A 24,191-nucleotide genomic window follows, 5' to 3' on the forward strand; every position below is an offset into this window, starting at 1 on the left:
TGTGGTTTGGAGGGTAGCTTTCTAACAAAGGATAAGGGGGCATCGATCTAAATGATAGGGTTAGAGACCCCGCCGTTGCGGTTAAAAAAGCCCGATGACCTGGTTAGGAACCAGGAAAACGCGGTTAATAACCTAAAAGTTGATAAAAAAAACGGGATTTTTTTATTAAAACAACAATTGGCGGTTGGCTTCTAGCGATTAGCTTCTGGCTAATAGCTAATGGCCAGAAGCCAAAAGCTAATTAAATTTTTTAAATAATGAAAAAGTACATTTTATTAGTGATGTCAGCGATAGTGCTGGCGGTAGCAGTAACAAACTGCTCAAGGAATGATGATGCCCTCCACCAACAGGAGCAACTAAAGCCTCAACCCCAACCTGTGCCACCGAAAGATTATGAGCTGAGCGCAGATGGTAAGACCTTAGTACAGTGGAAAAATAAAGAGACCGCAGAGATTGATTTTAGCAAAGACCCCATCCTAAGCAAAGTAACTACAATAGCTGATCAAGTTTTTAGGGGGCACCTAAATTTACAGAAGGTAGCCCTCCCTACGAGCTTAACCAGCATTGGTAAAGAAGCTTTTGATGGATGCAGAAGTCTGAAAAGTGTACGCCTGCCAGAGAGTATTACAAAAATCGAGTACGGTACTTTTTATGGATGTGAAGCACTTACAACGATTAATCTCAATAAGGTAAAGACAATTGAGGATTTTGCTTTTAGTGGTTGTATTGCATTAGCAAATGTAGAGTTTTCCAGTATTGAGACTCTGGGAAGTTATTCTTTTCAAAAAACAGCCATTACCTCAATAGAATTTCCTAGCAGTATAGAGACTATTGGGAATGAAGCTTTTCTTCTGTGCCCAAAACTGGTAAGGGTAATCGTAAATAAAGCCGAGCCCCCTACACTAAAGATGAGCTTTGATGGTTGCCTACTTTTGAACAATATCCTCGTGCCTGCTGCTTCTGTACAGAAATACAAAGAAGCCGATGGCTGGGGTAGATATGAAGTTAAAATAAAAGCAAAACCATCTTTTACCCCAGATCATTTTGTAGGGATATGGACAGCAGAAGATGATAAAACGATTACTCTGCCTGTGTCTGAAGAAGGTAAATTTTCTTATTCGTATGAAAAGGTAGGAGACCCAAGTATTAGCGGTTCTGGAAAGGGTCATGGTGAAACAGTAATTAGTGTAAGTAGTGCTGGAGATTATTTTATCTCCATAAAACCAGAGGGTGAGTTTCGTTTTCATTATGGAATTCCTCTCTTAAATGACATGCAAGAACAGTTCAAAGAGCTTATGCAATGGGGCAAGGTGAATTGGTCTTCGAATTTAGGAGATATGTTTAACGGCTGTAGAAACCTCACCATAACCGCTACGGATATTCCCGATTTTTCTCAGGTTAAGTTTATGACTAGTATGTTTGAGGACTGTGCTCAAATTACCACCATACCCAATATAAATAAATGGAACACAAGTAATGTTAAAAGTATGACAGCTATGTTTGAAAGAGCCACTCAATTTAACCAAGATATCTCTGGCTGGAATGTAAGTAATGTTGAAAGTATGCACTTTATGTTTGAAGAAGCTAAAGCCTTTAACCAAAACTTAGGCACTTGGGTAATAACAGGAGAAGCAGACCTTGAGAATATCTTTACAAAATCAGGAATGTCTTGCGAGAGCTATAGCAAAACCCTAAAAGGCTGGGCAGAGAACCCCCAAACAGGTAAAGAAGTAAAACTTATCTCTGATAGAACCTATGGCATAGGCGCAGATACTTATAGAAACAAACTTATTAATCATAAGAAATGGAAAATCTCAGGAGATAAATATGACTCTTCCTGTAATCCAGGACTCTAAAAGTGGGCTACTCGCTCGTAGCACCACTAAAAAAAACTCAAACCTTAGGTTTGAGTTTTTTTTAATTAATATTTTAAGCTACTAAAGCGCCACTCTAATGAAAGCAGTGATTTCTGCACCTGCGTTTTTCACATACTCAGCTACTTTTAGGTCTCCATCTTTGATGTAGTTCTGGTCAAGAAGTGCTTTTTCTTGGTCAAGGGAAGTATTATCAGAGATGAATCTTTGGATTTTACCAGGGATGATTTTATCCCAGATTTGCTCAGGTTTGCCTTCTGCTTTTAGTTCAGCTTTTGCATTTTCTTCAGCTTGTTTTAGAACCTCATCGGTAATCTGTGCGTAGGAAACAAATTGAGGTACATTTTTTAATGGTCTGCCAAGACGAACCAATTCTTCGTTATCTTTTACAATAGCCGCGATTCTTGCATCGGTTTCTGCTGCTACGAACTCAGGGGAGAAATCTTTGTAAGAAAGCACTTCTGGGCTCATAGATGCTACTTGCATAGATACATTTCTTGCTACTTCAGCAGCGTTATCTACTTTTGAAGAAAGCGCTGTAATGGCTGCGATTTTATTTCCTGCGTGGATGTATGCACCGAGGAATGCTCCTTCAATCTTTTGGAAAGCACCGATTTCTATTTTCTCACCGATAACGCCAGTTTGCTCGATAAGTTTCTCTGCAACGGTGATTCCGTGGAAGTCAGACGCAAGGAAGTCTTCCTTAGTAGAGAAAGAAAGTGCTTTTTCTGCCAATTCAGAAGCGAGATTGATGAAGCCTTCGCCTTTTGCTACGAAGTCGGTCTCACAGTTTAGGGAGATAATAGCTCCTACGGTGTTGTCAGCATTTACTTTTGCGATTACTGCGCCTTCGGCAGATTCTCTATCGGCTCTGTTGGCTGCGATTTTCTGTCCTTTTTTTCTTAGGATTTCAATAGCTTTATCAAAGTCTCCTTCTGCTTCAATAAGCGCTTTTTTACAATCCATCATACCTGCACCTGTGGTATTTCTCAGTTTAGCTACATCAGCTGCTACGGGTGTATACATAATTTTTTGATATTTTATTATTAATTAAACTTAAAAGGGAAGATAAATCCCGTTTTTAGAGGCGCAAATATAATGATTTTTTTCAGTTGGAGAAAAATAGCAGAGGCTTACTTTTTAGCTATATACTATTAAAGAAGATAGCATTAGTCTTTTCATCAACTATAAATACTTTAACTAGCATTCTTGCGTTTGTAATCCATCAATCTTATCCTATGAAGAGAAAAATATTTTCATTAGTACTGTTTTCTATGGTAATGATCTGCTTTGGGCAGGTGAGTTCTGCACAGATAGAGCATTCCACCGATATAAAGCAAATAGCAGAGTACATAAAGCAAAACCCAAACGACCCTAAAGTTCCAGCACTCAAAAGGAAAATCGCCCAGCTGATGAATGAAGGTACATCCGAAAGCAATACGAGCAAAGAGCAGAAGGCTACCTCCTCAAAAGATAAGAGCAAGAAGGTAGAGATGCTCAATCACTTGTTTAATAATGACCCAAAGCGTAAGGATGCCGCACTGATGATATACAATAAATCTAACTGCCCTCTGTTGCTGAAAATTGCAGGTAAAAAAAACTTCTCTCTCCAAGTTCCTGCGATGGGCGAAAATTATATCCTGCTCAAAAAGGGGAGGTATAAGCTCTCCACCTCTGTATGTGGGGCGAATTATATCGAGGTAAAAAACATCCAGAAGGATATGCAGATAACCCTCAATAACTAATATATTTGCCAGATGAAAATTCTGCATATAGAGACTTCATCTAAAAACTGTTCTGTAGCGATATCTAATGACGAGCACCTCCTTTGCCTCTGCGAGGAGACCTCTGAAAACTATAAACAATCCGAAAATCTCCACACTTTCGTACAATGGGCTTTGGAGGGTGCAGAAATCTCCCTCCAAGACCTTGATGCCATCAGTCTTGGTATGGGTCCAGGCTCTTACACGGGCTTGCGCATCGGTGCTTCGGCGGCAAAAGGCTTCTGCTTTGGGCTCAATCTCCCGCTTATCGCCATCAATTCGCTCTATTCTATGGTGGAGCCGTTTATCAGTTCGGGGTTTGACCATATCATCCCCCTCATCGATGCGAGGCGAATGGAAGTCTATACCGCAACCTTTGATGGTAAAACAGGCGAGATGATAACCCCCACCGAAAGCAAAATTTTAGATGAGAGCTCCTTTCAGGAATATAAAGGTGACAAAGTACTCTTTATAGGAGATGGAGCTACAAAAACCCAGCCTCTTATTCATTTTCCTGCTGAGTTTAGAGCAGAGGTCTATCCTTCGGCGAAGTATATGATTCATCAATCCGTAAAGAAATTCAATACCCATCAGTTTGAGGATGTAGCCTACTTTGAGCCTTTTTACCTCAAAGAATTTCAAGGGGTGAAGCTGGCAGATGCGAAGAAGAAGCATTAATCCTCAGCTTGAGAAATATTCTTCCTGTAATAAAACATTGGGATAATCAGCAGTACGATGAGCGGCTGGATAACGAACCGCCTTATATAAAACGAGAACAGATGCCCCACCTCAAACGCTGTAGAGATGCAGTAGAGGTAGAGCGGAAAGGTAATCACAAAGACTAAAACAATTAGAATGGTTGCTTGTATCGCCCAATCTTTCCTCCTAAACAGGAAATAAATCATCACAACGGAAAATAAAAGGTTTAGCCCGAATCTGAATAGATGGCTAAGGATAAGCCTGCCCCACTCAAATCTCGGGAAAGCCTCCGGCTTACTCACTCCACTGAAATAATCCAAAAACGGGTCGTAGAATATCTTTGCTTCCAAAACCCTAACGAAGATAAGCCCCAGTATGCAGGCAATTACAATAAGCCAATTAATGATTTTCATCTCTCTTCAATACAAAAAACTTAATCCAAACCAGCCAAAGCACTACTATCGTCCCATAAATTATCGCTGGGAAGAAGTAATCGTGGGCAATTTTAAAATCCTCTGCCGATAGCTCTATCGCTACGATGTTTATCGCCGCTATCCTCAATATATTCATCAGATGGAGGATAAGCACCCCCACCCCCGCAAATACAAAGGTCTTCCCACCCTTGTAGAATGCAAAGATAAACGCCAGAAAAAGGATGATAACCGAGATTGCATTGCACCCTTCCACCATCCGCGAGGTATAGACATTCCCGATCTGGAAGAGCGTACCGCTGTATTGCTCACTATCCACCAGCGTAGTTTTGTATCCGCACTGGGTTTGTATAAATGAGGGTTGCTCGGCTATCCACCGCGTTACAGGGTCGGTTATCTGCCCTTCATAAGCATTTAGATAAGTTTGATACACAAAGACCAATACAATATAAATTCCCAAAAACCTTATTAAAATAAAAAGTGCGGGCTTAAAATCTTTCAGCATAATCTAATTTTAATTCTAGGAAAACGATTTCCTGCTGCAAATATACAAAACCCCGCAGCCCACTGGCGATTTCATTTTTGCTTCCCAACAGGTAAATTGTCTGCCTTGCGAAGGGCTCAGGGCACCCCGACGGGGTAAGTGCCTGCCTTGCTAAAGGCTCGGGGTGTCCTGATAGGGTAATTAAGTACCTGCCACGCTGTGGCTAAGTCCGTCAGCTGGAAGCTGTGCCTGCCTTGCTAAAGGCTTCCGGTACCGGGACAGGGTAAGTGCTCCTCGTGCTAATGAGTGCCTCGCCGGCTACGGCGCTCGTTAGCAGATTTATTATCTTTGCCTCATTAAAAAAGATAAAATGCAGATTCCAAAAGCGAAGAAGATAGATAAAATACTCGAGAAGTTTGGAGATAAGAGGAATGACCCCTATTTCTGGCTTAATGAGAGGGAAAACCCAGAGGTGAGGGCTTATTTAGAAGAAGAAAATAAATACTGCGAAGCGGTAATGAAAGATACAGAGCCCTTGCAGCAGGAGCTTTTTGAGGAAATGAAAGCTCGGTATAAGAAAGATGATGAATCATTGCCGTATTTCTTTAATGGATATTGGTATATCATCAAATATAAGGATGGGAAGGAGTATCCGCTCTTTTATAGAAGGTATAAAACGCTGGAGGCAGAAGATGAACTGATGCTGGATGTAAATGCACTGGCAGAAGGAGAGGCTTTTTTTGAGGTGAGGAGTGTTGCGGTGAGTATGGATAACAGAATTGCGTGCTTCTCATCGGATAATATCGGTAGGCGTATCTATACCCTTAACTTTAAAGACTTGCAGACGGGCGAGATACTCCCCGATAAAATCCTCAATACAACGGGAAAGGCGGTTTGGGCAAATGACGGTGAGCATATTTTCTATATAAGGAAAGACGAGAGCCTAAGGGCATTTCAGGTATACAGACATAGGCTGGGTACGGCGTCTGAAGATGATGTGCTCATCTACCACGAGGAGGATGAGACCTTTGATGTCAATGTCTATAAAACGAAATCCTTAGCCTATATTTTTATTTCCAGTTCCAGTACTTTGTCGGATGAGCACAGGTTCATCCCCGCTGATGATATTAATGCCGAGTGGAGAATCTTACAGCCTCGAGAGGAGGATTTAGAGTATGCGGTGGAGCATTATGAGGATGAATTTTATATCATTACCAATGCAGATGGCGCTACGAACTTCAAAATCGTAAAAACGAAAGTGAGCCATTGTGAGAAGGAGTATTGGCAGGATTTTATCCCCCATCGAGAGGGTGTGCTCCTTGAGGGTTTTGAAATTTTTAAGGATTATTTCGTGATAGAAGAGCGGGAGAAAGGCCTGCTGCAAATCAAGATAAGGGATAATGCTTCTGGTGTGGAGCATCAGCTTCCGTTTACAGACCCTACTTATACGGCGTACATCGGGCTGAATTTGGAGTTTGATACCCCTCTGCTGAGGTTTGGCTATACATCTCTCACCACACCGAGCTCTACTTACGAATATAATATGAAGGAACGAACGACTACGCTCCTCAAACAGCAGGAAGTTCTGGGAGGTAAGTTTGCTCCTGAGAATTATACATCAGAGAGGCTATGGGCAAAGTCCAGAGATGGGAAAGCCCTCATCCCTATATCATTGGTGTATCATAAAGATACGCCAAAGTCTAAGAAGACTCCCCTGCTGCTCTATGGATATGGGAGCTACGGGCATACCGTAGATGCGAGCTTTTCCAGCCTTAGGCTTTCGCTCTTAGACAGGGGCTTTATTTATGCTATTGCGCACATCCGTGGGGGAGAGTATCTGGGAAGAGACTGGTACGAGGACGGGAAGATGCTCCATAAAAAAAATACCTTCTACGATTTTATAGATGCTGCACAATACTTGGTAAGCGAGAGCTATACCTCACCCAAACACCTCTATGCTATGGGAGGGAGCGCGGGCGGACTGCTCGTAGGTGCGGTGGCAAATATTGCCCCTGAGGTTTTCAATGGGATAATTGCCCAAGTGCCTTTCGTAGATGTGGTAACCACAATGCTGGACGACTCTATCCCCCTTACCACTGGGGAATATGACGAGTGGGGCAACCCGAATATTGAGGAATACTATCATTATATGAAATCCTACTCCCCATACGATAATGTGGAGGCAAAGGATTATCCGAATATGCTCATCACAACAGGCTTTCACGACTCTCAGGTGCAGTACTGGGAACCGGCAAAGTGGGTGGCAAAGCTCCGAGACCTTAAAACCGATGCCAATATCCTTATCTTTAAAACCGATATGGACTCTGGGCACGGCGGTGCGAGTGGCAGGTTCGAGAGCTTAAAAGAAGATGCATTAGAATATGCCTTTATACTGAAATGTGAAGCTAATCATAAGAATAAACTTTAAATGAAGACGAATAAAATGATGACAGAAGCAGAACTCTGGAAAGAAGTAGAGCATTTTTTTCAAATAAATTTTGATACAGAAAAGAATGTGCCTATAGAGACCATCCTCTTCCTTATAGGAATACAGGAGCTGGGCAGCGGTAAGCAAGAATATACCAAAGATGATAAGATTAATATGATTCATATTGCCGTGTGCAGGCTCTTACAGCCCTTTGGGTATTATAAATTTTCACATTATGATGACGATGGCTACCCTCACTTTGATGAGCTGGAAGCCTTGCCAGAGCTAAAACCCAACGAACAAACCCTCCTGATGAAGAAAGCTGTAATACAATACTTCATAGATGAAGCCCTATTCCCTAAAGAGGTTTTAGAAAAGGTAGGTGCAGGACTTTAATTCTTTTATTTCGGAGGATGGATAATTGTACAGACAATTTTAAAACTCTACATTTGTAACATTATAAACTAAAAGATGAAAAGAATATTTGTATTGGCAGGTCTTATGAGCTTTTCTGCATTATTTGCACAGAAGAAACATACTGTGGAAAAAGGAGACACCGCATATAATATCTCTAAAAGGTATGGGATATCCCTCGATGAGTTCTACCGCCTTAATCCGAAAGTGAAAGAAGGAGTCCTCAATATAGGAGATGTACTCGTAGTAAAAGGTAAAGAAAAGAAAGAAGCTCTACCCGCTAAATCTGGAAAGCTGGGGACAATTATTCTACAGCCGAAGCAAACCCTCTATGGGCTTACAAGGCAGTACCACATTACTGAAGCAGAAATCCGAAAACTCAATCCCAACCTGATGATGCAGATTGGTGAAGAGATTAGCCTGCCGATAGAGAATATAGAAAAATATGCAGATAAAAAAGCCTTTACTACAACAGCTCCAAAGCAAACGCCAGAAATAGAAAAGCCGAGAACCGAGAAGCCAGAGCCTACACCCGCAGGTAATGGAGACGAATATGTTACTCACACTGTACAAAGCGAAGATACGGTCTTTGGTATTATTAATAAATACAGCATTAGCCTTGACCAATTGCTGGAGCTCAATCCACAAATTGCAGACGGGCTGAAAGCTGGTGCTACAATTAAGATTAGAAAGCTGGAACCCGCTTATGTAAAGAAGGCATCAGGTATTCTGAATATCGTATTGATGATGCCTTTCGGTTTTGATTCCAATGATACAAAGTATCGTGTGAGTTTTACAGACTTCCTCTCAGGAGCGAGGCTGGCAATGGAAAGGCAAGCGAGAAAAGGGCTGAAGATGGATGTTAAAATCATAGACACAGGCAGTGAGAAGAGTTTTAAAAACTCATTGTCTCAGATTAATCAGGAAAATACAGACTTAATCATCGGGCCTTTCTTTAAGTCAAACATTATAGAGGTAATGGACTTCCTTGGAGACAAAAAAATACCGGTGGTAGCACCGCTTGCAAACTCCGAAGAGCTCTACGATTACAGTAACTTAGTCATTATGGAGACTGCCGATAATATCTACTCAGACAGAATAGCCAAAGAAGTAGTGCAGGCATATAATAATGAGAAAATATACATCGTCTCAGGGGCGGATAAATCTGTGGCAAACCTCTTAAAGCAGAGTATAGAGAAATCCCTCAAAAAAGCACAGGTTAAAATCATAACTTCTGCCGATGAGATAAGCCTTGATAAGAATATGATGACAGGGCAGAAAGCACCAGTCATCGCGATTTTTGCTTCCAACAGTTCTAAAACAGAAGAGGGGAATGCTTTCACCAATAAAGTAATTGCCCTTACAAAAGAGACCGAAGGTATAAAGGCATTCAGCCTGTACCACAGCCCAAGCTTTGATAAGAAAGTAAACGAGCTCTCTCAGGCGAGTTTGGTTTATCTTGTAGACAGGAAAATCAATACTGATGGAGATTTTGAGAAGCAAGTACTGTCAGATTACAGAGAGAAGTATTGCAAAACACCGAGCAGGTTTGCTATCATCGGTTTTGATGTGGTGAATGACATCCTTTCACGGGAAAATAGCAGAGGAGAGCTCTTCAAGCAAATGGGAAAAACCCAAACTCAGCTCGCTACTAAATTTGAGTATGTGAGAACTAAGCCCAACGGTGCGTATATAAACACAGGATACCGAGTGGTAAGGCTTATTCCACAATAGAAAACAATAGACTAAAAGAATTGAATAATTAAACAGAGATAAATGAAAGCATTAGTATTCCCTGGACAAGGGGCACAGTTTGTAGGAATGGGGAAGGCGTTGTACGAATCCAATTCGGAGATTAAATCATTAATGGATTCCGCAAATGAGATACTGGGGTTTGACATATTAAATATAATGTTTAACGGTACAGATGAAGACTTAAAGCAGACAAGCGTTACTCAGCCTGCTATTTTCATTCATTCCGTAGCCAAAGCAAAATCTATGGACATCACCGATGCTAAAATGGTAGCGGGGCACTCTCTCGGGGAGTTTTCAGCGCTTGTCGTAAGTGGCGTACTCTCGTTTGAGGACGGTCTAAGGCTCGTTTCCGAGAGAGCAAAAGCGATGCAGGAGGCTTGCAATGCCAGTGCAGGAGCGATGGCAGCCATCCTCGGTTTGTCAGATGAAAAAGTAGAGGAGATTTGTAGCAGTGTAGAACGAGTGGTGGTACCTGCGAACTACAACTGCCCTGGTCAGCTCGTAATCTCTGGAGAAACCAAAGCCGTAGAAGAGGCTTGCGCAAAGATGAAGGAAGCAGGAGCCAAAAGAGCATTGCTATTGCCTGTAAATGGTGCTTTCCACTCGCCACTGATGCAGCCCGCACAGGAGAGACTGGCAAAAGCCATTAATACAACTGAGTTTAAGAATGCACGGATACCTGTTTATCAAAATGTAACGACAACAGCCGTAACCGATGCAGAGGAAATTAAAAAGAACCTCATCGCACAGCTTACAGGCTCTGTGAAATGGACGCAGTCGGTACAGAATATGATAAAAGACGGTGCTTCCAGCTTTGTAGAGATAGGTCCAGGTAAGGCTCTACAAGGGATGATTAAGAAAATAGACGCATCAGTAGAAGTGAGTTCCGTAGACTAATGGTATTTGAAACTTTTTCAGCAGGTAAATTGCTCATTAGCTCGGAGTATGTGGTCTTAGACGGTGCTTTGGCGCTAGCTCTGCCCACAGTATGGGGACAGGAGTTGGTTTGTGATGAAAAGGAAGACGGCAAGTCTATACTGCATTGGGAGGCCTACCACCAGAATAAGCACTGGCTAAGCATTAGGATAGATTATAAAAGCTGGCAAATCCTTAAAACCAATATCCCTGCTTCTGCTGAGTTTATCGTTAGAACCTTAAAGAATATTCAGAAGCTATCGCCCAAAAAGTTGCAGGGCGATAGCTCTTATTTTATTAAAACCCACCTGCAATTCCCTGCCGATTATGGCTTGGGGAGCAGTTCTACCCTGATGAATAACCTTGCCCGCTGGTCGGGTATTGATGCCTTTGAGCTGAATGCCCTTTCTCTCGGTGGTTCGGGTTATGATATTGCAGTGGCGCAGGAAAATTCCCCAATTCTTTACCAGTTAGAGGCTGGGAAGAGGAGCATTCGCCGAGTAGATTTCAATCCTGAGTTTAGAGATGAACTGCTTTTTGTGCATCTCAATCAGAAGCAGGATTCTCGGGAAGGCATAGCGATGTACAGGCAGAAAGAGAAAACCACAGCGCTAATAGATTTCTTTTCTCAACTTACAGAGGAGCTGCTAAAAACTACCGATATAGACCGATTTTCCGAGCTAATATCCCAGCACGAAGCGCGGCTATCGGCATTTCTTGGGATAGCTACCGTGAAGCAAAAGTTCTTTGCCGACTACCCCTGTTTTATAAAGAGCCTCGGAGCTTGGGGAGGCGATTTTGTCCTCACAAGGAAAACCGAAAACTACCACCAATACTTTCAAGAGAGGGGCTTTTCTACCTTTTTTAGTTGGGAGGAGATTATTCAATAGCCTATCCATATAACGATTTTTCACCGCCTATTCTGGGCGGTTTTTTTTATTTCTCTTCGCTGAGTTTTTGATGTGATAAATATCATTGTTTTGCTGTTATATAAAATATCTTTAATTAATAAATAATATTATCTTTGAGGGGTTAAATACTTAAAAATCATTAAAAATGAAAAGAATTTTATTAATAATCTTAGCAAGCATACTGCTTACAGGCTGCGAAGAAAGAGATAGAGACAAGGGAGTAAACCCCAATATTCTTCCCGAAGCTACACAAAAAGGTGCCAATACTGCTGGCTGCAAAGTAGATGGTAAAGTCTGGGTGGTGAGTAGGAACTATATCCCTAAAATAGGGGGCGGAGGGACTTATGTAGAAAAAAATGGAGGCTATGAAATTGTAAGATTAAATGTAAGGAAAGTATTTGATGAAGGAAGCCAGCTCTATATAAAAATCTATACTGATAGTGTAAAGATTAATAAAAATATATATTTATAGAAAATGATAGTATGGCTTTTAGTAATCGAGCTATGTATATTCCTGAATTTTTTGGTGAAGGTTATCTTGCAACAAAGGGTCATATGATAATAACCTATTTGGATAGAGATAAAAAAGTAGTGTCTGGTACTTTTGAGTTTGAAGCAAAAAATAGAGAAGGACGAATTATAAAAATCACCCAAGGGCGATTTGATAAAAGATATAATTATTAAAACCTAAATATTATGAGAAATTTATTTTTATTCGCAGGCTTAGCTTTTACAGCTTATCTGTCAGGGCAAGCCTTTTCAAAGAGAGGGCACACACTGCCACAAGAATTCTCTATACACGAAAATCCCCTTAGAATATAAACTGTCTCTTTACTTTTTTTTCATAATGCTTCTTTGTTGCCTTATTCAATCTAATTTGCAAATTCCAATAAATACTATTATTTGATTTTGGTATTATGGATTTGGCTAATAACCAAATATTTTTAGCTTTAGAGCGTTTATATGGGAAAACATTAAAGATGAAAAAGATTTTATTGGCAACACTGCTAGGCATATCGCTTGTGGGTTGCAACACCGAAAGAGAGAATAGAGATAATGATAAAACCTATGAAGCTACAGGGGTTTATCATTCACAGTTTATGTGTTTTGAGGGTATTATTATGCTAGATAGAAACCCTCCGTTTCAGTCCGGTGGAGACCTTAGGCTAAGCCCTACCAATCTGTCTGATAAGTACAGAAAAGACCAGCAGAAACTGAAAATAAAATATAAATTTACAAATAGTGAAGTCAGTTGTAACTCTTCTCCTTTTGGAGAAATAAAAACGAGGAGAATAAAAATCATCACTGTAAAGAAAATATAAAAGACAGTATCTTTCGTAAATAATCTCCAGAAGCCAGGCTAATAGCTTCCTACTGCCAACCGCAAATTTTCCCTACATTTGTACGGTATTAACTTTAAATTATATCAAAATGAACACTAAGGTATTCGCTATGGTAGCTGTGGGGCTACTCAGCACAGTAAGTTGCACTAAAAATGAAAAGCAACAGGAAGAGAATATGGGTAAAACCGAAATCGTTGACGGAAACCTACAAACACAAGTAGTCTATAAAAGTGAAAAAGGGGAAGAACTGAAAGTAACCTATTTCGCAGATGGCGATGTGGCAGGAGCAAAAGTACAGCTCGGTACAGCACCAGAGAGAGTTCTGAAGGCTTCGTTTGAAGGGCATTCTCACGCTCCAACATTTACCGATGGTAAAGTGAGCTGGACGGTAAGAAACGAAAATACCTCTGGAGTTTATACCGACGAGAAAGGCGAGGAAGTCATTTATAGCCGATAAACTCAGCCTATGCCTGATGCAAAATGCTTTTTTGAAGACTTTGCCAGTGGAGAGGTGGGCTTCCGAGCTCTGCCCCAAAGTGGCTCTGCCCGCAGGAACTATATAGGCTCTACCTCGCAGCAGAAGTACATCATCACACAAAACACCGATATTCGAGAAAACGAAGCATTCTTCTACTTTACAGAGCTCTTTGCGAGTTTGGGGCTTAATACACCACAGATATTCAAAATCTCGGCGGACAAAACCCTCTACATTCAGCAGTTTTTGGGAGCGCATACCCTTTCGGATATTATTAATGAAGAGCAGGAAAGCGAGAGCGTACGGGCACTGGTAAAGAAATCCCTCGAGAGGCTCTTCCTCCTCCAAACGAAGACGCAGGGCAGGGTAGATTATGCCAGAACTTTTGAGTACGAAAGCTATGACAGAATCCCGATTACCCACGATTTGTTTTACTTCAAATTTATGTTTGCCGATATTCTGGAGGCACATTATCACAAATCAAAACTGATAAAGGAGTTTAATAGACTGGCGGAAAAGATAGAGGCTTTGTCTCCAAAAGGGCTAATGATTCGCGACTTCCAGGCGAGGAATATTATGGTAGATGAAAATGATGAGGTATTCTTTATAGACTATCAAAGTGCGATGTACGGCCCACTGATGTATGATGTAGTCTCCTTCCTCTACCAAGTGAAAGCTAATTTCTCAGATGAATTTAAGAGAGAAATGATAGAATATTATCTCTCTTTCTGGCAGGAAGAGCAGTCTCAGCTTAGAGATTCTGTGGGGTTGCTATCGCTTATCCGTTCGCTACAGGTACTCGGAGCGTATGGTTTCAGAGGTTTGGTACAGAAGAAAGCGCATTTCATCAATAGTATAGGCAGAGGGCTTTCAAACCTCTATAAAATCTCGGAAGACTGGCAAGGGATGAAAGACTTTCCAGAGCTTAAATCGGTGATTAATCAAATCTCAACAAAAGAAATTAAACTCATATAAGAATGTTACATATAGATATACATAGCTTCTCATACAAGAAAGGCGGAATCCCAAAAGATGAAACCGGGAATGGCGGTGGGTATTGCTTTGACTGCCGAGGAATCCTCAACCCAGGCAGGATAGACCAGTACAAAGAGCAGACTGGGAGAGATACAGAAGTGCAGGAATACCTCGAAACCCAAACGAAAATGCCCGAATTTTTGGAGTATATTAAGCACCTTGTTTCCATTACCATTGAGGACTATCTGAGTAGGGGGTTTGAGCATCTTCAAATCAATTTTGGCTGTACGGGAGGGCAGCACCGCTCGGTGTATTCTGCAGAGAAAATCACTGATTTTATAAAGGAGAATTATCCTCAGGCATCGGTAAAACTTACCCACGATGAGCAGCCTCAGCTCAATAATTAATCCCCCGAAATATGAAGGTGCTTATTTTTGCAGCTGGTAAAGGCACACGGCTAAGACCATTTACAGACCATCACCCAAAGGCTCTGGCAAAAGTAAATGGCATTCCGCTTTTGGAGAGGAATATTAAGTTCTTGCAAGGCTTCGGGATTAATGATTTTGTAATTAATATCCATCACTTTGGAGGGCAGATTATAGAATTCTTGCAGGCGAATCATCATTTTAATGCCAATATTCAAATCTCTGATGAGAGGGAAGAGCTATTAGAAACAGGGGGTGGACTGATATTCGCTAAGAAATTCCTCGAGCAGGAGCAAAACTTCCTTATTATGAATGCAGATATCCTTACCGATTTGGATATTTCAGCACTGATAGATGCTCATATCGGGAGTGGAAGCCTTGCCACTCTTGCCGTTTCTGAGAGAAATAGCTCTCGGAAGCTCTTGTTTAATGCTCAAATGCTCCTTAAAGGTTGGCGGAATACCCAGACAGGAGAGGAGAGACTGGCAGATGAGGGAGAGGCATTAGAAGAGTTGGCATTTAGTGGGATACATTGTGTGAGCGGTGAGATATTTGCTAAAATCACTCGAAGAGGGAAGTTCTCTATAATGGAGGAATATTTAGATTTAATGCACACTGAGCGTATCCAAGCGTATAAACACAATGCCTGTATAGTAGATGTAGGGCGCCCAGAGTCCATAATAGAAGCAGAGAAGTATTTTCAATAAATAGACAGATTATGTTTTCGGAAGAGCATCTTTATTCCATCGCCCTACGCTCCTGTAAAAATATAGGAGATGCTAATTTCCGAAAGCTCATAAATGCTTTTGGAAGTGCTTCCTCCGTGTGGAATGCAGATAAAAGACAGCTTACAAAAGTCTATGGTATTTCTCAGGGAATGATTTCCGAGATAGGCTCATCTGAGCATTTAGACTTTGCAAAGAGGGAATTAGACTTCTGTGAGAAGAATAATATTCAGATTCTACTTCGGCACAGTGGTGAGCTCCCTTTTTTCTTAGATGATTGTATAGATGCTCCTGCGATCCTCTATAAAAAAGGAGCTATCAATGAGAATCTTATACCTGTGAGCATCGTTGGTACCCGCAATATGACGGCTTATGGTAAGGACTTTATAAGATACTTCCTGTCTATCACCAAAGAGATGAACCTCCTTACAGTGAGCGGACTTGCCTATGGTGTAGATTCAGAAGTGCATCAGCAGTCTGTGGGGAATGATGTACCTACTGTTGCAGTGCTTGCACACGGTCTCCACACTCTTTACCCATCTAAGAATAAGCGCTTGTCTGAGCAGATATTAGAGCGATGCGGTGCTTTAATTACAGAATTTAATTCTTCCCATAAACCCGACAGGGAGCATTTCATCCAGAGGAATAGAATTATAGCGGGTATTTCCAGAAACTTAATCGTAGTAGAAACTGCTTTTGGTGGGGGCTCTATCAGTACGGCGACTTTTGCCAATGGCTATAACAGGGAAGTCTATGCTTTGCCAGGTCGTATCACAGATAAGTACAGTCAAGGCTGTAATCATCTTATTTATCAGAATAAGGCGGGGACTATTTCCAGTGTTAAAACTCTTATTGATAATCTCGGTTTGAAAGTCCCATCAGAAGCCGAAAGCACAGGTGAACTCTTCCCTCAGAAATCGGTTAAGGTACAACTCTCAGGAATGCAGAAAACACTCTATGATATTATAGAGAGCCACCCTAAAATCAATTTGGATGACCTTGCTGAGAAATCCGATTTACAGACCTATGAAATCCTCCCTGTTTTACTTGAACTCGAAATCTTGGGGTATATTAAGTCTTTTTCGGGAAGGCAATTTGCGGTTTCTTAGTTTTTTTATCTTTATAAAAATGTATCAAAATAAGTATTGTTTAGAATAAAATTCACTTAAATCATCTTAATTTTGGATTAAAAAAATATATAGAGGTATATTGATGATTTTTCGTTAAAGTATAAAATATCTCTTGCAAGAATAAAAAAAAAAATTAATTTTGTTAGCAATAATATTTACCAAAAAATTATGGAACAGTACAATGTAGAACAAACAATTCAGGACTTCGTTGCAAAGATAGAAGCAAGGAATCCAAATGAGCCAGAATTCTTACAAGCAGTAAAAGAAGTAGCCGTTACCGTAATCCCTTTCATCTTATCTAAAAAGGAATACAACGGGATGAAACTCCTCGAAAGAATGGCAGAGCCAGAGAGAGTGATTATTTTTAGAGTTCCTTGGGTAGATGATAAAGGCGAAATCCAAGTAAATAGAGGTTTCAGAATCCAGATGAACTCAGCTATTGGTCCTTATAAAGGAGGGTTAAGATTCCACCCGACTGTAAACCTTTCAGTATTGAAATTCTTAGCTTTTGAGCAGGTATTTAAAAACTCACTTACTACGCTCCCTATGGGTGGTGGTAAAGGTGGGGCAGACTTTGACCCTAACGGAAAATCCGATATGGAGATTATGAGATTCTGCCAGGCGTTTATGACTGAGCTTTGCAAGCACATTGGTCCAGAGACGGATGTACCTGCTGGTGATATCGGTGTAGGAGCAAGAGAAATCGGTTATCTGTTTGGTCAGTACAAGAAAATCAGAAATGAATTTACAGGTGTTCTTACAGGTAAAGGTTTAGCTTATGGTGGTTCATTAATCCGCCCAGAAGCTACAAGGTTTCGGTGTAGTATACTTTGCTGAGCAAATGCTTAAAACTATCGGACAAGACCTTAAAGGTAAAGTCGCTACGGTTTCAGGTTTCGGAAATGTGGCTTGGGGAGTAGTGAAAAAACTTGACCAATTGGGTGCTAAGGTAGTTACTATCTCTGGTCCTGATGGATATATCTATGATAAAGATGGTATCTCAGGAGAGAAAATTGATTACCTATTAGAGCTTAGAGCTTCTGGAAATAACAGAGCAGAGGACTATGCTAAGAAATTCCCTTCTGCAGAGTTCCACGCAGGCAAACGCCCTTGGGAAGTGAAGTGCGACATTGCATTCCCTTGTGCTACTCAAAATGAGCTCCACTTGGAAGATGCTAAGAAATTAGTAGATAATGGAGTGATTTGCGTAACCGAAGCTGCAAATATGCCTTCTACTTTGGATGCGATTAACCACTTCTTAAGTAATAAGATTTTATTCTCTCCTGGTAAGGCATCCAACGCAGGTGGCGTAGCTACTTCTGGTCTTGAAATGACGCAGAACTCTATCCGTCTCAACTGGTCTTCCGAAGAGGTAGATGCTAAACTTAAAGAGATTATGGTAGGTATTCACAAGGCTTGCCGTGATTATGGAAAAGAAGAAGACGGCTATGTAAACTATGTGAAAGGTGCTAATATCGCTGGATTTGTAAAAGTAGCAGAAGCAATGCTTGCACAAGGTGTGGTATAATTTACTTTTTGTATCATCATAATAATTTTGAGAGGTGGTCTGTTCATTACAGACCACCTTTTTTATTGATGATAAAAGACTTTTTGAGAAGAAGCCTCAAGCAGTATAAATAAAAAACCTCTCCATTTAAAGAGAGGATTTTTTATTGAATCTGAAACTCTAAGGGAGTTACTTCACTATTTTCATTTCTTTGATGAGATGCCCAGCTCCACCATAAACATCAATTACCCAGAGTACGAATCGGGAGTCAACATTAATGGTTCTCTGCAGTGCAGGGTCAAAGATAATATCCCCGCTAAGCGCTTCTGAGTTTCCGTCAAATGCAAGACCGATGAGGTTACCATCCGCATCCAGAATTGGGGAACCAGAGTTGCCTCCTGTAATGTCGTTATCAGACAGGAAGTTCAGGTGCAGTTGGTTTGTCTTTTTATCGGCATAGTCACCAAATTTCTTGCTTGCCATCAGGTCGAGGAACCTCTGAGGGAGGTCAAACTCCTCATCACCTTTTTTGTACTTGGCAAGGATTCCTCTTTGGTCTGTATAGAAGTTGTCTTTCTCGGAGATGCCGTTGTACTGTCTATCGGTGCGCTGAGGAAGTGTTGTAACTTTACCATAAGTAAGCCTCATCGTAGAGTTAGCATCTGGATAGAATGCTTTTTTAGGTTCTGACTTGATGAGCCCATTGAGGAATACCCGTGTATTTTCTTGGAAGAACTCATCTATCTTCTCATATTTTGCAGCGAGTTCTTTACTGTCTTCCACATATCCATCGGCTAATTTCAGTAGTGGGTCTGAGTATAGCTTTATCTTATCAGGATTGTTAAGGAAATGCTCCGCAGACTTCTTATTGGCAAATACAGATGAGTATGCAAGGTTAGAGAGTTTGTTGATATCTAATGCCTTTAGCGTAGGCGAAGCCACATCTGCTGCTACTCTTTTTCGGTAGAGGTCTACCATTTGTACGAGCATATCGCCTTCCAGTTCTACATTAAATTTCTCATAAATCTTATTGATGCTCTCCTGTACTTTAGCTTTCATTGCTGATTTGCCTGCGTTATCCTGGTCTACATAGGTTTTGAACAGGCTTCCTAAGCTATAGGCTACAGAGATATACTTCGCATTTCTTTGGAGTTGCATAGCGTAGTTTCTCTCTACATTTCTGTTGGATGACTGCTTGTAGTAGCCTTCAATATCTTTCAGTACGCCACCATATACAGCATCATTTGCTGGTTGGAGAGCCCATTGGAGGTACTTTTGTTCTACGGCTTTTTTCCCGCTGATGGTTTTATTGCTCAGTACAGCATCTATTGTTCCCTGTCGGTTTTTCCAGTAATTGGCTACGGAAGCATACTGAGAAGCATAGTTAAGACTCGTTGCGTGGTCTTTGTCCATATACTTTTTCATTACATCCATAGCGGTTTTAGAGGCTTCTACCCAAGCTGGATAGTCTCTGAACACGAGCTGCTCTATACCATAGGAGGTGAGGTATCTATTGGTTCTCCCTGGGTAGCCCATAATCATTGTATAGCTGCCTTTATCATACCCTTTTATAGACACTGGGAGGGAGTGTTTTGGGGTGATGGGCTTATTGGTATGAGCATATTCTGCTGGGTTACCATTTGCATCTGCATATACTCGGAATACGGAGAAGTCAGCCGTATGTCTTGGCCATTCCCAGTTGTCTGTATCACCACCGAATTTGCCTAATGAAGCAGGAGGAGTACCTACGAGTCTTACATCTTTAAAGTCTTGATAGATGAAGTAGTAGAATTCATTTCCATTAAAGAAGTCTTTCACCACTACGGTATATTTACCATTTTCGGAGTTCTCCTGCTGTATTGCCTTGTATTCGGCATCAATAATCTCTTTTCTCTCTTTTGCAGAAAGCCCAGTTTGTAGCTTGGCATTTATGCGCTGGGTAGCATCACCCATTCTTACCAGAAACCTTACGGAAAGCCCTGGCGCAGGGATTTCTTCGCTGTAGTTCTTTGCCCAGAAGCCGTTGTTTAGGTAGTCTTTCTCTGGTGTAGAGAGCGCTGCAATATTCCCATAACCGCAGTGATGGTTGGTAAATAGCAGTCCTTGGCTGGATACAATCTCCGCAGTACAGCCTCCGCCGAACTGCACGATGGCGTCCTTCAAACTGGAATTGTTTACCGAGTAGATTTCCTCAGGTGTGAGGTGCAGCCCTTGCTTCTGCATATCCACTCCATTCAGTCTTTTGATAAGCATAAGGAGCCACATTCCCTCATCGGCTTTTATCTGTAAAAAGCTAAGGAGAAAAGTAGCTAATAAAAAGATTCTTTTCATAATGATGAATAATTTATTTTGCCCGCTAAAATAGGAATTTTAAGTGATATGAGTGTATTTAGCTACTGGCTATTGGCTTTTAGCCCACTGTGTGGGGAGCACTTATTTAATTATATCTGTTTAAAGGTGCGCCATCTTCTTTTTTACTTGAAAATTGGTACTTATCCCAACGAGCCTCCCCGCAAGCAACTATGAACTGAGCATAACTACTCAGTTTAGCAGCGGTAAAAATGTCTTCCTTAAAGAGCCTCGCACAGATATTTTAGACACTACAATAGTCCTCTCCTAATTCATTGTAGGAAAGTACTACTTTCAATAGCCACCCTATCACGAGAGTGATAGGGTGGCTATCATTATAGTGATAGAGTGGCTATCCTTACCGTGATAGACTGTCTATCCTTCCCCGATACAGGAAGCCACCCTTCCCCGAGACAGGAAGCCACCCTTCCCTGAGACGGGAAGCAGTAGGCGATAGCTGGCTTATGGCTTGTAGCTATTGGCTAAGTGCCTGCCACGCCAGTGGCCTAAGTGCCACACCGGCTACGGTGTTAGCGGGTAAAGAGGAGTTCGCGGTATTTGGTCATTGGCCAGAGTTCGTCATCTACCATCATTTCGAGGGAGTCGGAGGCGTGGCGAATGGTATCAAACAGCGGTTTTACACGGTTGCAATAGGCTTCTGCTTGCTTCTGTCTGTTGGTGATGGACTTTGCGGTTTTCTTCTCTGCGAGGAGGAGGTCTACTGTTCGCTTGATGACGGAGATGTTCTCTGAGATTTGGGTGATGAGGTTGAGCTGCTCAGCAGCGAGAACCTTAAACTCCTGGTCTCCGAAGATTTCTTTAAGTCCTTTGGCATTTTCTATCAGTCGGTTTTGGTAGTTGAGTGCCGCAGGGATAATGTGGTTTCTGGCGATGTCTGCCAGCACACCCGCCTCTATATCTACCACGGTGGAGTATTTCCCGAGCTTTATTTCGTTTCGCGCTTCAAACTCTCTTTGGGTGTAGATTCCGAGCTCTTCGTAGAGGGAGGCATTCTTCTCATTGAGCTCTGCTTTTAGGGCTTCGGGAGTAGTTTTGAAGTTGTTAAGCCCTCGTTTCTCGGCCTCTTTTGCCCAGCTGTCGGAGTATCCATCACCTTCAAAGATGATTTTCTTACAGTCCTTGATGTATTCCCGGAGTATATTGAAGATGGCTTCATCTTTTTTAAGGTTTTTATGCTCTATTAGGAGGTCTACTTCGGTTTTAAAGGTGCGAAGCTGCTTAGCTACGATACTGTTCATCACAATCATAGGAGCTCCACAGTTTGCCGATGAGCCTACGGCGCGGATTTCAAACTTGTTGCCCGTAAATGCAAAAGGCGAGGTACGGTTTCTATCGGTATTATCAAGGAGTATTTCGGGGATTTTCCCTACTACATTTAGTTTGAGCTCTGTTTTTTCTTCGGGGGAGAGTTTGCCGTCGGTTACCTTTTCCAGTTCGTCGAGAACGGAGTAGAGCTGGCTACCGATAAATGCAGAGATAATAGCAGGCGGTGCTTCATTTGCTCCGAGGCGGTAGTCATTACTCGCCGAAGCGATACTTGCCCTGAGCAGGTCGGCATATTCATTTACGGCTTTTAGTGTGTTGATGAAAAACGAGAGGAACTGCAAGTTCTTCTTTGGGTTTTTACCTGGGCTCAGGAGGTTTTCGCCAGTGTCTGTGGAGAGCGACCAGTTGTTGTGCTTGCCACTGCCATTAACCCCTGCAAAGGGTTTTTCGTGGAAGAGGATATGGAAATGATGCTTGTGCGCTACTCGTGCCATTACATCCATCAGCAGGGAGTTGTGGTCTACGGCTACATTGGCTTCCTCAAACATCGGTGCGAGCTCGAACTGGTTGGGGGCAACCTCATTGTGGCGGGTAGTACAGGGGATTCCGAGCTTCATACATTCTATTTCCAGTTCTTTCATAAAGTTCATCACCCGAGTAGGTATAGAGCCGAAGTAGTGGTCATCCAGCTGCTGACCCTTTGCAGGAGAATGCCCAAGTAAGGTTTTACCTGTGATAACGAGGTCGGGTCTGGACTGGTACAATGCTGAATCTACAAGAAAGTACTCCTGCTCCCATCCGAGGGTAGGTGTTACTTTGGTTACATTCTTATCAAAATAAGCTTTGCAGACTTCTGTTGCGGCTTCATCTACTGCGTTTATCGCTCTCAGCAGGGGTGTTTTATAGTCTAAAGTCTCCCCAGTGTAGGAGATAAATATAGATGGAATACAGAGGGTAGTCCCCATAATAAACGCTGGTGATGATGGGTCCCAAGCGGTATATCCCCTTGCCTCAAAGGTGTTTCTTATACCTCCGTTGGGGAATGATGAGGCGTCTGGCTCCTGCTGTATTAGCATACTGCCGCTGAATTTCTCTATGGCTCTCCCGCTTCCTATGGGGGTGAAGAAGGAGTCGTGCTTTTCGGCAGTGCTTCCCGTTAGCGGCTGGAACCAGTGTGTGTAGTGGGTTGCGCCTTTGCTCATTGCCCAGTCCTTCATCGCAGAGGCTACTTGGTCGGCAATGTGGCGAGGTATTTTAGCTCCTTTCTTGGTGGTATCCATTATGAAGTTGAACGCTTCGCTGGTAAGGTATTCTCTCATTGTATCTTCGGAGAATACATTCTGGCAAAAGAGAGCGGAGAGCTTTTGCGGTATTTCTACAGCATTATCCTTTCTGAAATCTTTAAAAGGAAGGGTCTCGAGGGCTTTAAATCTAAGTTTTGACATTTTTACTATTTATTTAATGGGGTCAAAGGTAATAAAAGTTAATAAATGTTTAATGACTCCCCTGAAAATTTAGGGGTAGTATTATTGGTGGTTTGTATTTTAGGAGTAGTGAGACTGCTATTTAAAAATTCACTACTTTTGGCGCCTAATATTAAATAGGAGTCCGATGTTTGAACTCATATTTTCGGCTGTTGTAATGGGCATTATGCTCAGCTTGATTTTTATAGGTCCTATCTTTTTCCTACTGATAGAAACCAGCTTTTCAAGGGGAGCACGCCACGCATTGGCTTTAGACTTAGGGGTAATCTTTGCAGATATACTGTGCATTGTAGCAGCATATTTTGCCAGTGGTAACCTCGTTACTCTTATCGGTAAGCACCCTGAATTTTACAGGATAACTGCTTTTATCGTCTTTATATATGGTGTTTATATGATGGTCTCCCGTACCAAAATGCATATACCAGGCGAATCAAAGATGGTCAATAAAAACTATCTGACTACATTCTTTAACGGTTTCCTGTTTAATATCCTCAATATAGGCGTTGTGCTCTTCTGGCTTATTACCGTAATCTCTGTACGAAACAGCTACCCCGATACCGAGAACTTCATACTCTATATCGCCATTGTTATTGCGGTGTATCTTTCAATAGACCTTATAAAAATCTTCCTTGCGAAGATGTTTCACCATAAACTTACAGAAAAGGTTGCTAACAGCATAAGGAAGGGCGTTGGGGTTATCCTGATTTTATTTAGCATTATCATCTTTTTGCAGAGCTTTAAGAAGTTTAATCAGTTTGATAAGCAGCTGGAAGAAGCAGAAAAGACCGAGATGAGGTATAGAAACTAAACACAATAC

At 41.7% G+C, this 24,191-nt stretch carries 23 protein-coding genes and 1 pseudogene; 19 read left to right on the top strand and 5 right to left on the bottom strand.

Annotated features, from left to right (window positions below; genetic code table 11):
- Positions 1 to 257 precede the first annotated feature (257 nt).
- Positions 258 to 1,856: a leucine-rich repeat protein gene (locus tag DBX24_RS04710; protein ID WP_120489830.1), complete on the top strand. Its 1,599-nt coding sequence runs from the start codon at positions 258 to 260 to the stop codon at positions 1,854 to 1,856.
- A gap of 81 nt (positions 1,857 to 1,937) precedes the next feature.
- On the opposite strand, the gene tsf is transcribed toward DBX24_RS04710, so the two are convergent.
- Positions 1,938 to 2,900 (bottom strand): translation elongation factor Ts, encoded by a 963-nt coding sequence (gene tsf / locus DBX24_RS04715; protein ID WP_120489829.1) that lies wholly within the window; start codon positions 2,898 to 2,900, stop codon positions 1,938 to 1,940.
- A 212-nt stretch (positions 2,901 to 3,112) separates the two neighbouring features.
- Here tsf and DBX24_RS04720 point away from each other — a divergent pair, with 212 nt between their 5' ends.
- Both DBX24_RS04720 and tsaB read left to right on the top strand, forming a co-directional pair.
- The gene (locus tag DBX24_RS04720; RefSeq protein WP_120489828.1) at positions 3,113 to 3,619 is read left to right on the top strand and encodes a DUF6759 domain-containing protein; all 507 of its coding nucleotides are present in this window, start codon (positions 3,113 to 3,115) and stop codon (positions 3,617 to 3,619) included.
- Between the two features lie 12 nt (positions 3,620 to 3,631).
- Positions 3,632 to 4,315, top strand: coding sequence for a tRNA (adenosine(37)-N6)-threonylcarbamoyltransferase complex dimerization subunit type 1 TsaB (tsaB, locus tag DBX24_RS04725; protein WP_160224112.1), 684 nt, complete (start codon positions 3,632 to 3,634; stop codon positions 4,313 to 4,315).
- Here tsaB and DBX24_RS04730 read toward each other — a convergent pair.
- Both DBX24_RS04730 and xrtF read right to left on the bottom strand, forming a co-directional pair.
- Entirely contained in the window at positions 4,312 to 4,749 is a 438-nt protein-coding gene (locus DBX24_RS04730; protein ID WP_160224113.1) for an exosortase F system-associated membrane protein, read from the bottom strand. The genes tsaB and DBX24_RS04730 overlap by 4 nt on opposite strands.
- The gene (gene xrtF / locus DBX24_RS04735) at positions 4,736 to 5,272 is read right to left on the bottom strand and encodes an exosortase family protein XrtF (RefSeq protein ID WP_160224114.1); all 537 of its coding nucleotides are present in this window, start codon (positions 5,270 to 5,272) and stop codon (positions 4,736 to 4,738) included. Before xrtF ends, DBX24_RS04730 begins: the two co-directional genes overlap by 14 nt.
- A 349-nt stretch (positions 5,273 to 5,621) precedes the next feature.
- On the opposite strand from xrtF, the gene DBX24_RS04740 reads away from it, so the two are divergent.
- From DBX24_RS04740 to gdhA, 14 genes and pseudogenes are all read left to right on the top strand, one after another.
- Positions 5,622 to 7,679 carry a S9 family peptidase gene (locus DBX24_RS04740; protein WP_160224115.1) on the top strand — a complete coding sequence of 686 codons (2,058 nt, stop codon included), beginning with the start codon at positions 5,622 to 5,624 and terminating at the stop codon, positions 7,677 to 7,679.
- A gap of 15 nt (positions 7,680 to 7,694) precedes the next feature.
- Positions 7,695 to 8,075, top strand: a complete 381-nt coding sequence (locus tag DBX24_RS04745; protein ID WP_160224699.1) for a hypothetical protein — start codon at positions 7,695 to 7,697, stop codon at positions 8,073 to 8,075.
- 75 nt (positions 8,076 to 8,150) lie between these two features.
- Positions 8,151 to 9,827 carry a LysM peptidoglycan-binding domain-containing protein gene (locus DBX24_RS04750; RefSeq protein WP_160224116.1) on the top strand — a complete coding sequence of 559 codons (1,677 nt, stop codon included), beginning with the start codon at positions 8,151 to 8,153 and terminating at the stop codon, positions 9,825 to 9,827.
- Between the two features lie 42 nt (positions 9,828 to 9,869).
- Complete coding sequence (gene fabD / locus DBX24_RS04755; RefSeq protein WP_120489822.1) at positions 9,870 to 10,745, top strand: ACP S-malonyltransferase; 876 nt, start codon at positions 9,870 to 9,872, stop codon at positions 10,743 to 10,745.
- Positions 10,745 to 11,653, top strand: coding sequence for a GYDIA family GHMP kinase (locus DBX24_RS04760; protein WP_160224117.1), 909 nt, complete (start codon positions 10,745 to 10,747; stop codon positions 11,651 to 11,653). Before fabD ends, DBX24_RS04760 begins: the two co-directional genes overlap by 1 nt.
- Before the next feature lie 166 nt (positions 11,654 to 11,819).
- Positions 11,820 to 12,146 (top strand): Riean_0653 family protein, encoded by a 327-nt coding sequence (locus DBX24_RS04765; RefSeq protein WP_160224118.1) that lies wholly within the window; start codon positions 11,820 to 11,822, stop codon positions 12,144 to 12,146.
- Positions 12,147 to 12,157: 11 nt separating this feature from the next.
- Complete coding sequence (locus DBX24_RS04770; protein WP_160224119.1) at positions 12,158 to 12,358, top strand: Riean_0653 family protein; 201 nt, start codon at positions 12,158 to 12,160, stop codon at positions 12,356 to 12,358.
- Positions 12,359 to 12,654: 296 nt separating this feature from the next.
- Positions 12,655 to 12,996: a hypothetical protein gene (locus DBX24_RS04775; protein ID WP_160224120.1), complete on the top strand. Its 342-nt coding sequence runs from the start codon at positions 12,655 to 12,657 to the stop codon at positions 12,994 to 12,996.
- A gap of 109 nt (positions 12,997 to 13,105) precedes the next feature.
- The gene (locus DBX24_RS04780; protein WP_120489817.1) at positions 13,106 to 13,474 is read left to right on the top strand and encodes a hypothetical protein; all 369 of its coding nucleotides are present in this window, start codon (positions 13,106 to 13,108) and stop codon (positions 13,472 to 13,474) included.
- Positions 13,475 to 13,483: 9 nt separating this feature from the next.
- Entirely contained in the window at positions 13,484 to 14,467 is a 984-nt protein-coding gene (locus tag DBX24_RS04785; protein WP_160224121.1) for an aminoglycoside phosphotransferase family protein, read from the top strand.
- A gap of 2 nt (positions 14,468 to 14,469) precedes the next feature.
- A complete protein-coding gene (locus tag DBX24_RS04790) occupies positions 14,470 to 14,874 on the top strand; it encodes a RapZ C-terminal domain-containing protein (RefSeq protein WP_120489815.1) in 405 nt (134 codons plus the stop codon).
- A gap of 11 nt (positions 14,875 to 14,885) precedes the next feature.
- The gene (locus DBX24_RS04795; protein WP_160224122.1) at positions 14,886 to 15,599 is read left to right on the top strand and encodes a nucleotidyltransferase family protein; all 714 of its coding nucleotides are present in this window, start codon (positions 14,886 to 14,888) and stop codon (positions 15,597 to 15,599) included.
- An 11-nt stretch (positions 15,600 to 15,610) separates the two neighbouring features.
- Positions 15,611 to 16,726 (top strand): DNA-processing protein DprA, encoded by a 1,116-nt coding sequence (gene dprA, locus DBX24_RS04800; protein WP_160224123.1) that lies wholly within the window; start codon positions 15,611 to 15,613, stop codon positions 16,724 to 16,726.
- A gap of 189 nt (positions 16,727 to 16,915) precedes the next feature.
- Positions 16,916 to 18,275: pseudogene (gene gdhA / locus DBX24_RS04805) on the top strand (NADP-specific glutamate dehydrogenase).
- A 168-nt stretch (positions 18,276 to 18,443) separates the two neighbouring features.
- Here the strand turns inward: gdhA and DBX24_RS04810 are convergent.
- On the bottom strand, positions 18,444 to 20,585 hold the full coding sequence (locus DBX24_RS04810) for a S46 family peptidase (RefSeq protein WP_160224124.1): 2,142 nt from the start codon (positions 20,583 to 20,585) through the stop codon (positions 18,444 to 18,446).
- A 154-nt stretch (positions 20,586 to 20,739) separates the two neighbouring features.
- Here DBX24_RS04810 and DBX24_RS04815 point away from each other — a divergent pair, with 154 nt between their 5' ends.
- Positions 20,740 to 20,874: a DUF4469 domain-containing protein gene (locus DBX24_RS04815; RefSeq protein ID WP_160224125.1), complete on the top strand. Its 135-nt coding sequence runs from the start codon at positions 20,740 to 20,742 to the stop codon at positions 20,872 to 20,874.
- Positions 20,875 to 21,133: 259 nt separating this feature from the next.
- Here the strand turns inward: DBX24_RS04815 and DBX24_RS04820 are convergent, their stop codons facing one another.
- Positions 21,134 to 23,335 (bottom strand): glutamine synthetase III family protein, encoded by a 2,202-nt coding sequence (locus DBX24_RS04820; RefSeq protein ID WP_160224126.1) that lies wholly within the window; start codon positions 23,333 to 23,335, stop codon positions 21,134 to 21,136.
- Positions 23,336 to 23,501: 166 nt separating this feature from the next.
- Here DBX24_RS04820 and DBX24_RS04825 point away from each other — a divergent pair, with 166 nt between their 5' ends.
- Positions 23,502 to 24,182 (top strand): LysE family translocator, encoded by a 681-nt coding sequence (locus tag DBX24_RS04825; protein WP_160224127.1) that lies wholly within the window; start codon positions 23,502 to 23,504, stop codon positions 24,180 to 24,182.
- The last annotated feature ends 9 nt before the right edge of the window (positions 24,183 to 24,191 follow it).

It is taken from the genome of Bergeyella cardium (assembly GCF_009914665.1).
Taxonomy (GTDB): domain Bacteria; phylum Bacteroidota; class Bacteroidia; order Flavobacteriales; family Weeksellaceae; genus Bergeyella_A; species Bergeyella_A cardium.

Bases quoted from the DNA above. Each gene is read 5' to 3' on its own strand.
- DBX24_RS04710 (WP_120489830.1), top strand. From the start codon at position 258: ATGAAAAAGTACATTTTATTAGTGATGTCAGCGATAGTGCTGGCGGTA.
- tsf (WP_120489829.1), bottom strand. From the start codon at position 2,900: ATGTATACACCCGTAGCAGCTGATGTAGCTAAACTGAGAAATACCACA.
- DBX24_RS04720 (WP_120489828.1), top strand. From the start codon at position 3,113: ATGAAGAGAAAAATATTTTCATTAGTACTGTTTTCTATGGTAATGATC.
- tsaB (WP_160224112.1), top strand. From the start codon at position 3,632: ATGAAAATTCTGCATATAGAGACTTCATCTAAAAACTGTTCTGTAGCG.
- DBX24_RS04730 (WP_160224113.1), bottom strand. From the start codon at position 4,749: ATGAAAATCATTAATTGGCTTATTGTAATTGCCTGCATACTGGGGCTT.
- xrtF (WP_160224114.1), bottom strand. From the start codon at position 5,272: ATGCTGAAAGATTTTAAGCCCGCACTTTTTATTTTAATAAGGTTTTTG.
- DBX24_RS04740 (WP_160224115.1), top strand. From the start codon at position 5,622: ATGCAGATTCCAAAAGCGAAGAAGATAGATAAAATACTCGAGAAGTTT.
- DBX24_RS04745 (WP_160224699.1), top strand. From the start codon at position 7,695: ATGATGACAGAAGCAGAACTCTGGAAAGAAGTAGAGCATTTTTTTCAA.
- DBX24_RS04750 (WP_160224116.1), top strand. From the start codon at position 8,151: ATGAAAAGAATATTTGTATTGGCAGGTCTTATGAGCTTTTCTGCATTA.
- fabD (WP_120489822.1), top strand. From the start codon at position 9,870: ATGAAAGCATTAGTATTCCCTGGACAAGGGGCACAGTTTGTAGGAATG.
- DBX24_RS04760 (WP_160224117.1), top strand. From the start codon at position 10,745: ATGGTATTTGAAACTTTTTCAGCAGGTAAATTGCTCATTAGCTCGGAG.
- DBX24_RS04765 (WP_160224118.1), top strand. From the start codon at position 11,820: ATGAAAAGAATTTTATTAATAATCTTAGCAAGCATACTGCTTACAGGC.
- DBX24_RS04770 (WP_160224119.1), top strand. From the start codon at position 12,158: ATGGCTTTTAGTAATCGAGCTATGTATATTCCTGAATTTTTTGGTGAA.
- DBX24_RS04775 (WP_160224120.1), top strand. From the start codon at position 12,655: ATGAAAAAGATTTTATTGGCAACACTGCTAGGCATATCGCTTGTGGGT.
- DBX24_RS04780 (WP_120489817.1), top strand. From the start codon at position 13,106: ATGAACACTAAGGTATTCGCTATGGTAGCTGTGGGGCTACTCAGCACA.
- DBX24_RS04785 (WP_160224121.1), top strand. From the start codon at position 13,484: ATGCCTGATGCAAAATGCTTTTTTGAAGACTTTGCCAGTGGAGAGGTG.
- DBX24_RS04790 (WP_120489815.1), top strand. From the start codon at position 14,470: ATGTTACATATAGATATACATAGCTTCTCATACAAGAAAGGCGGAATC.
- DBX24_RS04795 (WP_160224122.1), top strand. From the start codon at position 14,886: ATGAAGGTGCTTATTTTTGCAGCTGGTAAAGGCACACGGCTAAGACCA.
- dprA (WP_160224123.1), top strand. From the start codon at position 15,611: ATGTTTTCGGAAGAGCATCTTTATTCCATCGCCCTACGCTCCTGTAAA.
- DBX24_RS04810 (WP_160224124.1), bottom strand. From the start codon at position 20,585: ATGAAAAGAATCTTTTTATTAGCTACTTTTCTCCTTAGCTTTTTACAG.
- DBX24_RS04820 (WP_160224126.1), bottom strand. From the start codon at position 23,335: ATGTCAAAACTTAGATTTAAAGCCCTCGAGACCCTTCCTTTTAAAGAT.
- DBX24_RS04825 (WP_160224127.1), top strand. From the start codon at position 23,502: ATGTTTGAACTCATATTTTCGGCTGTTGTAATGGGCATTATGCTCAGC.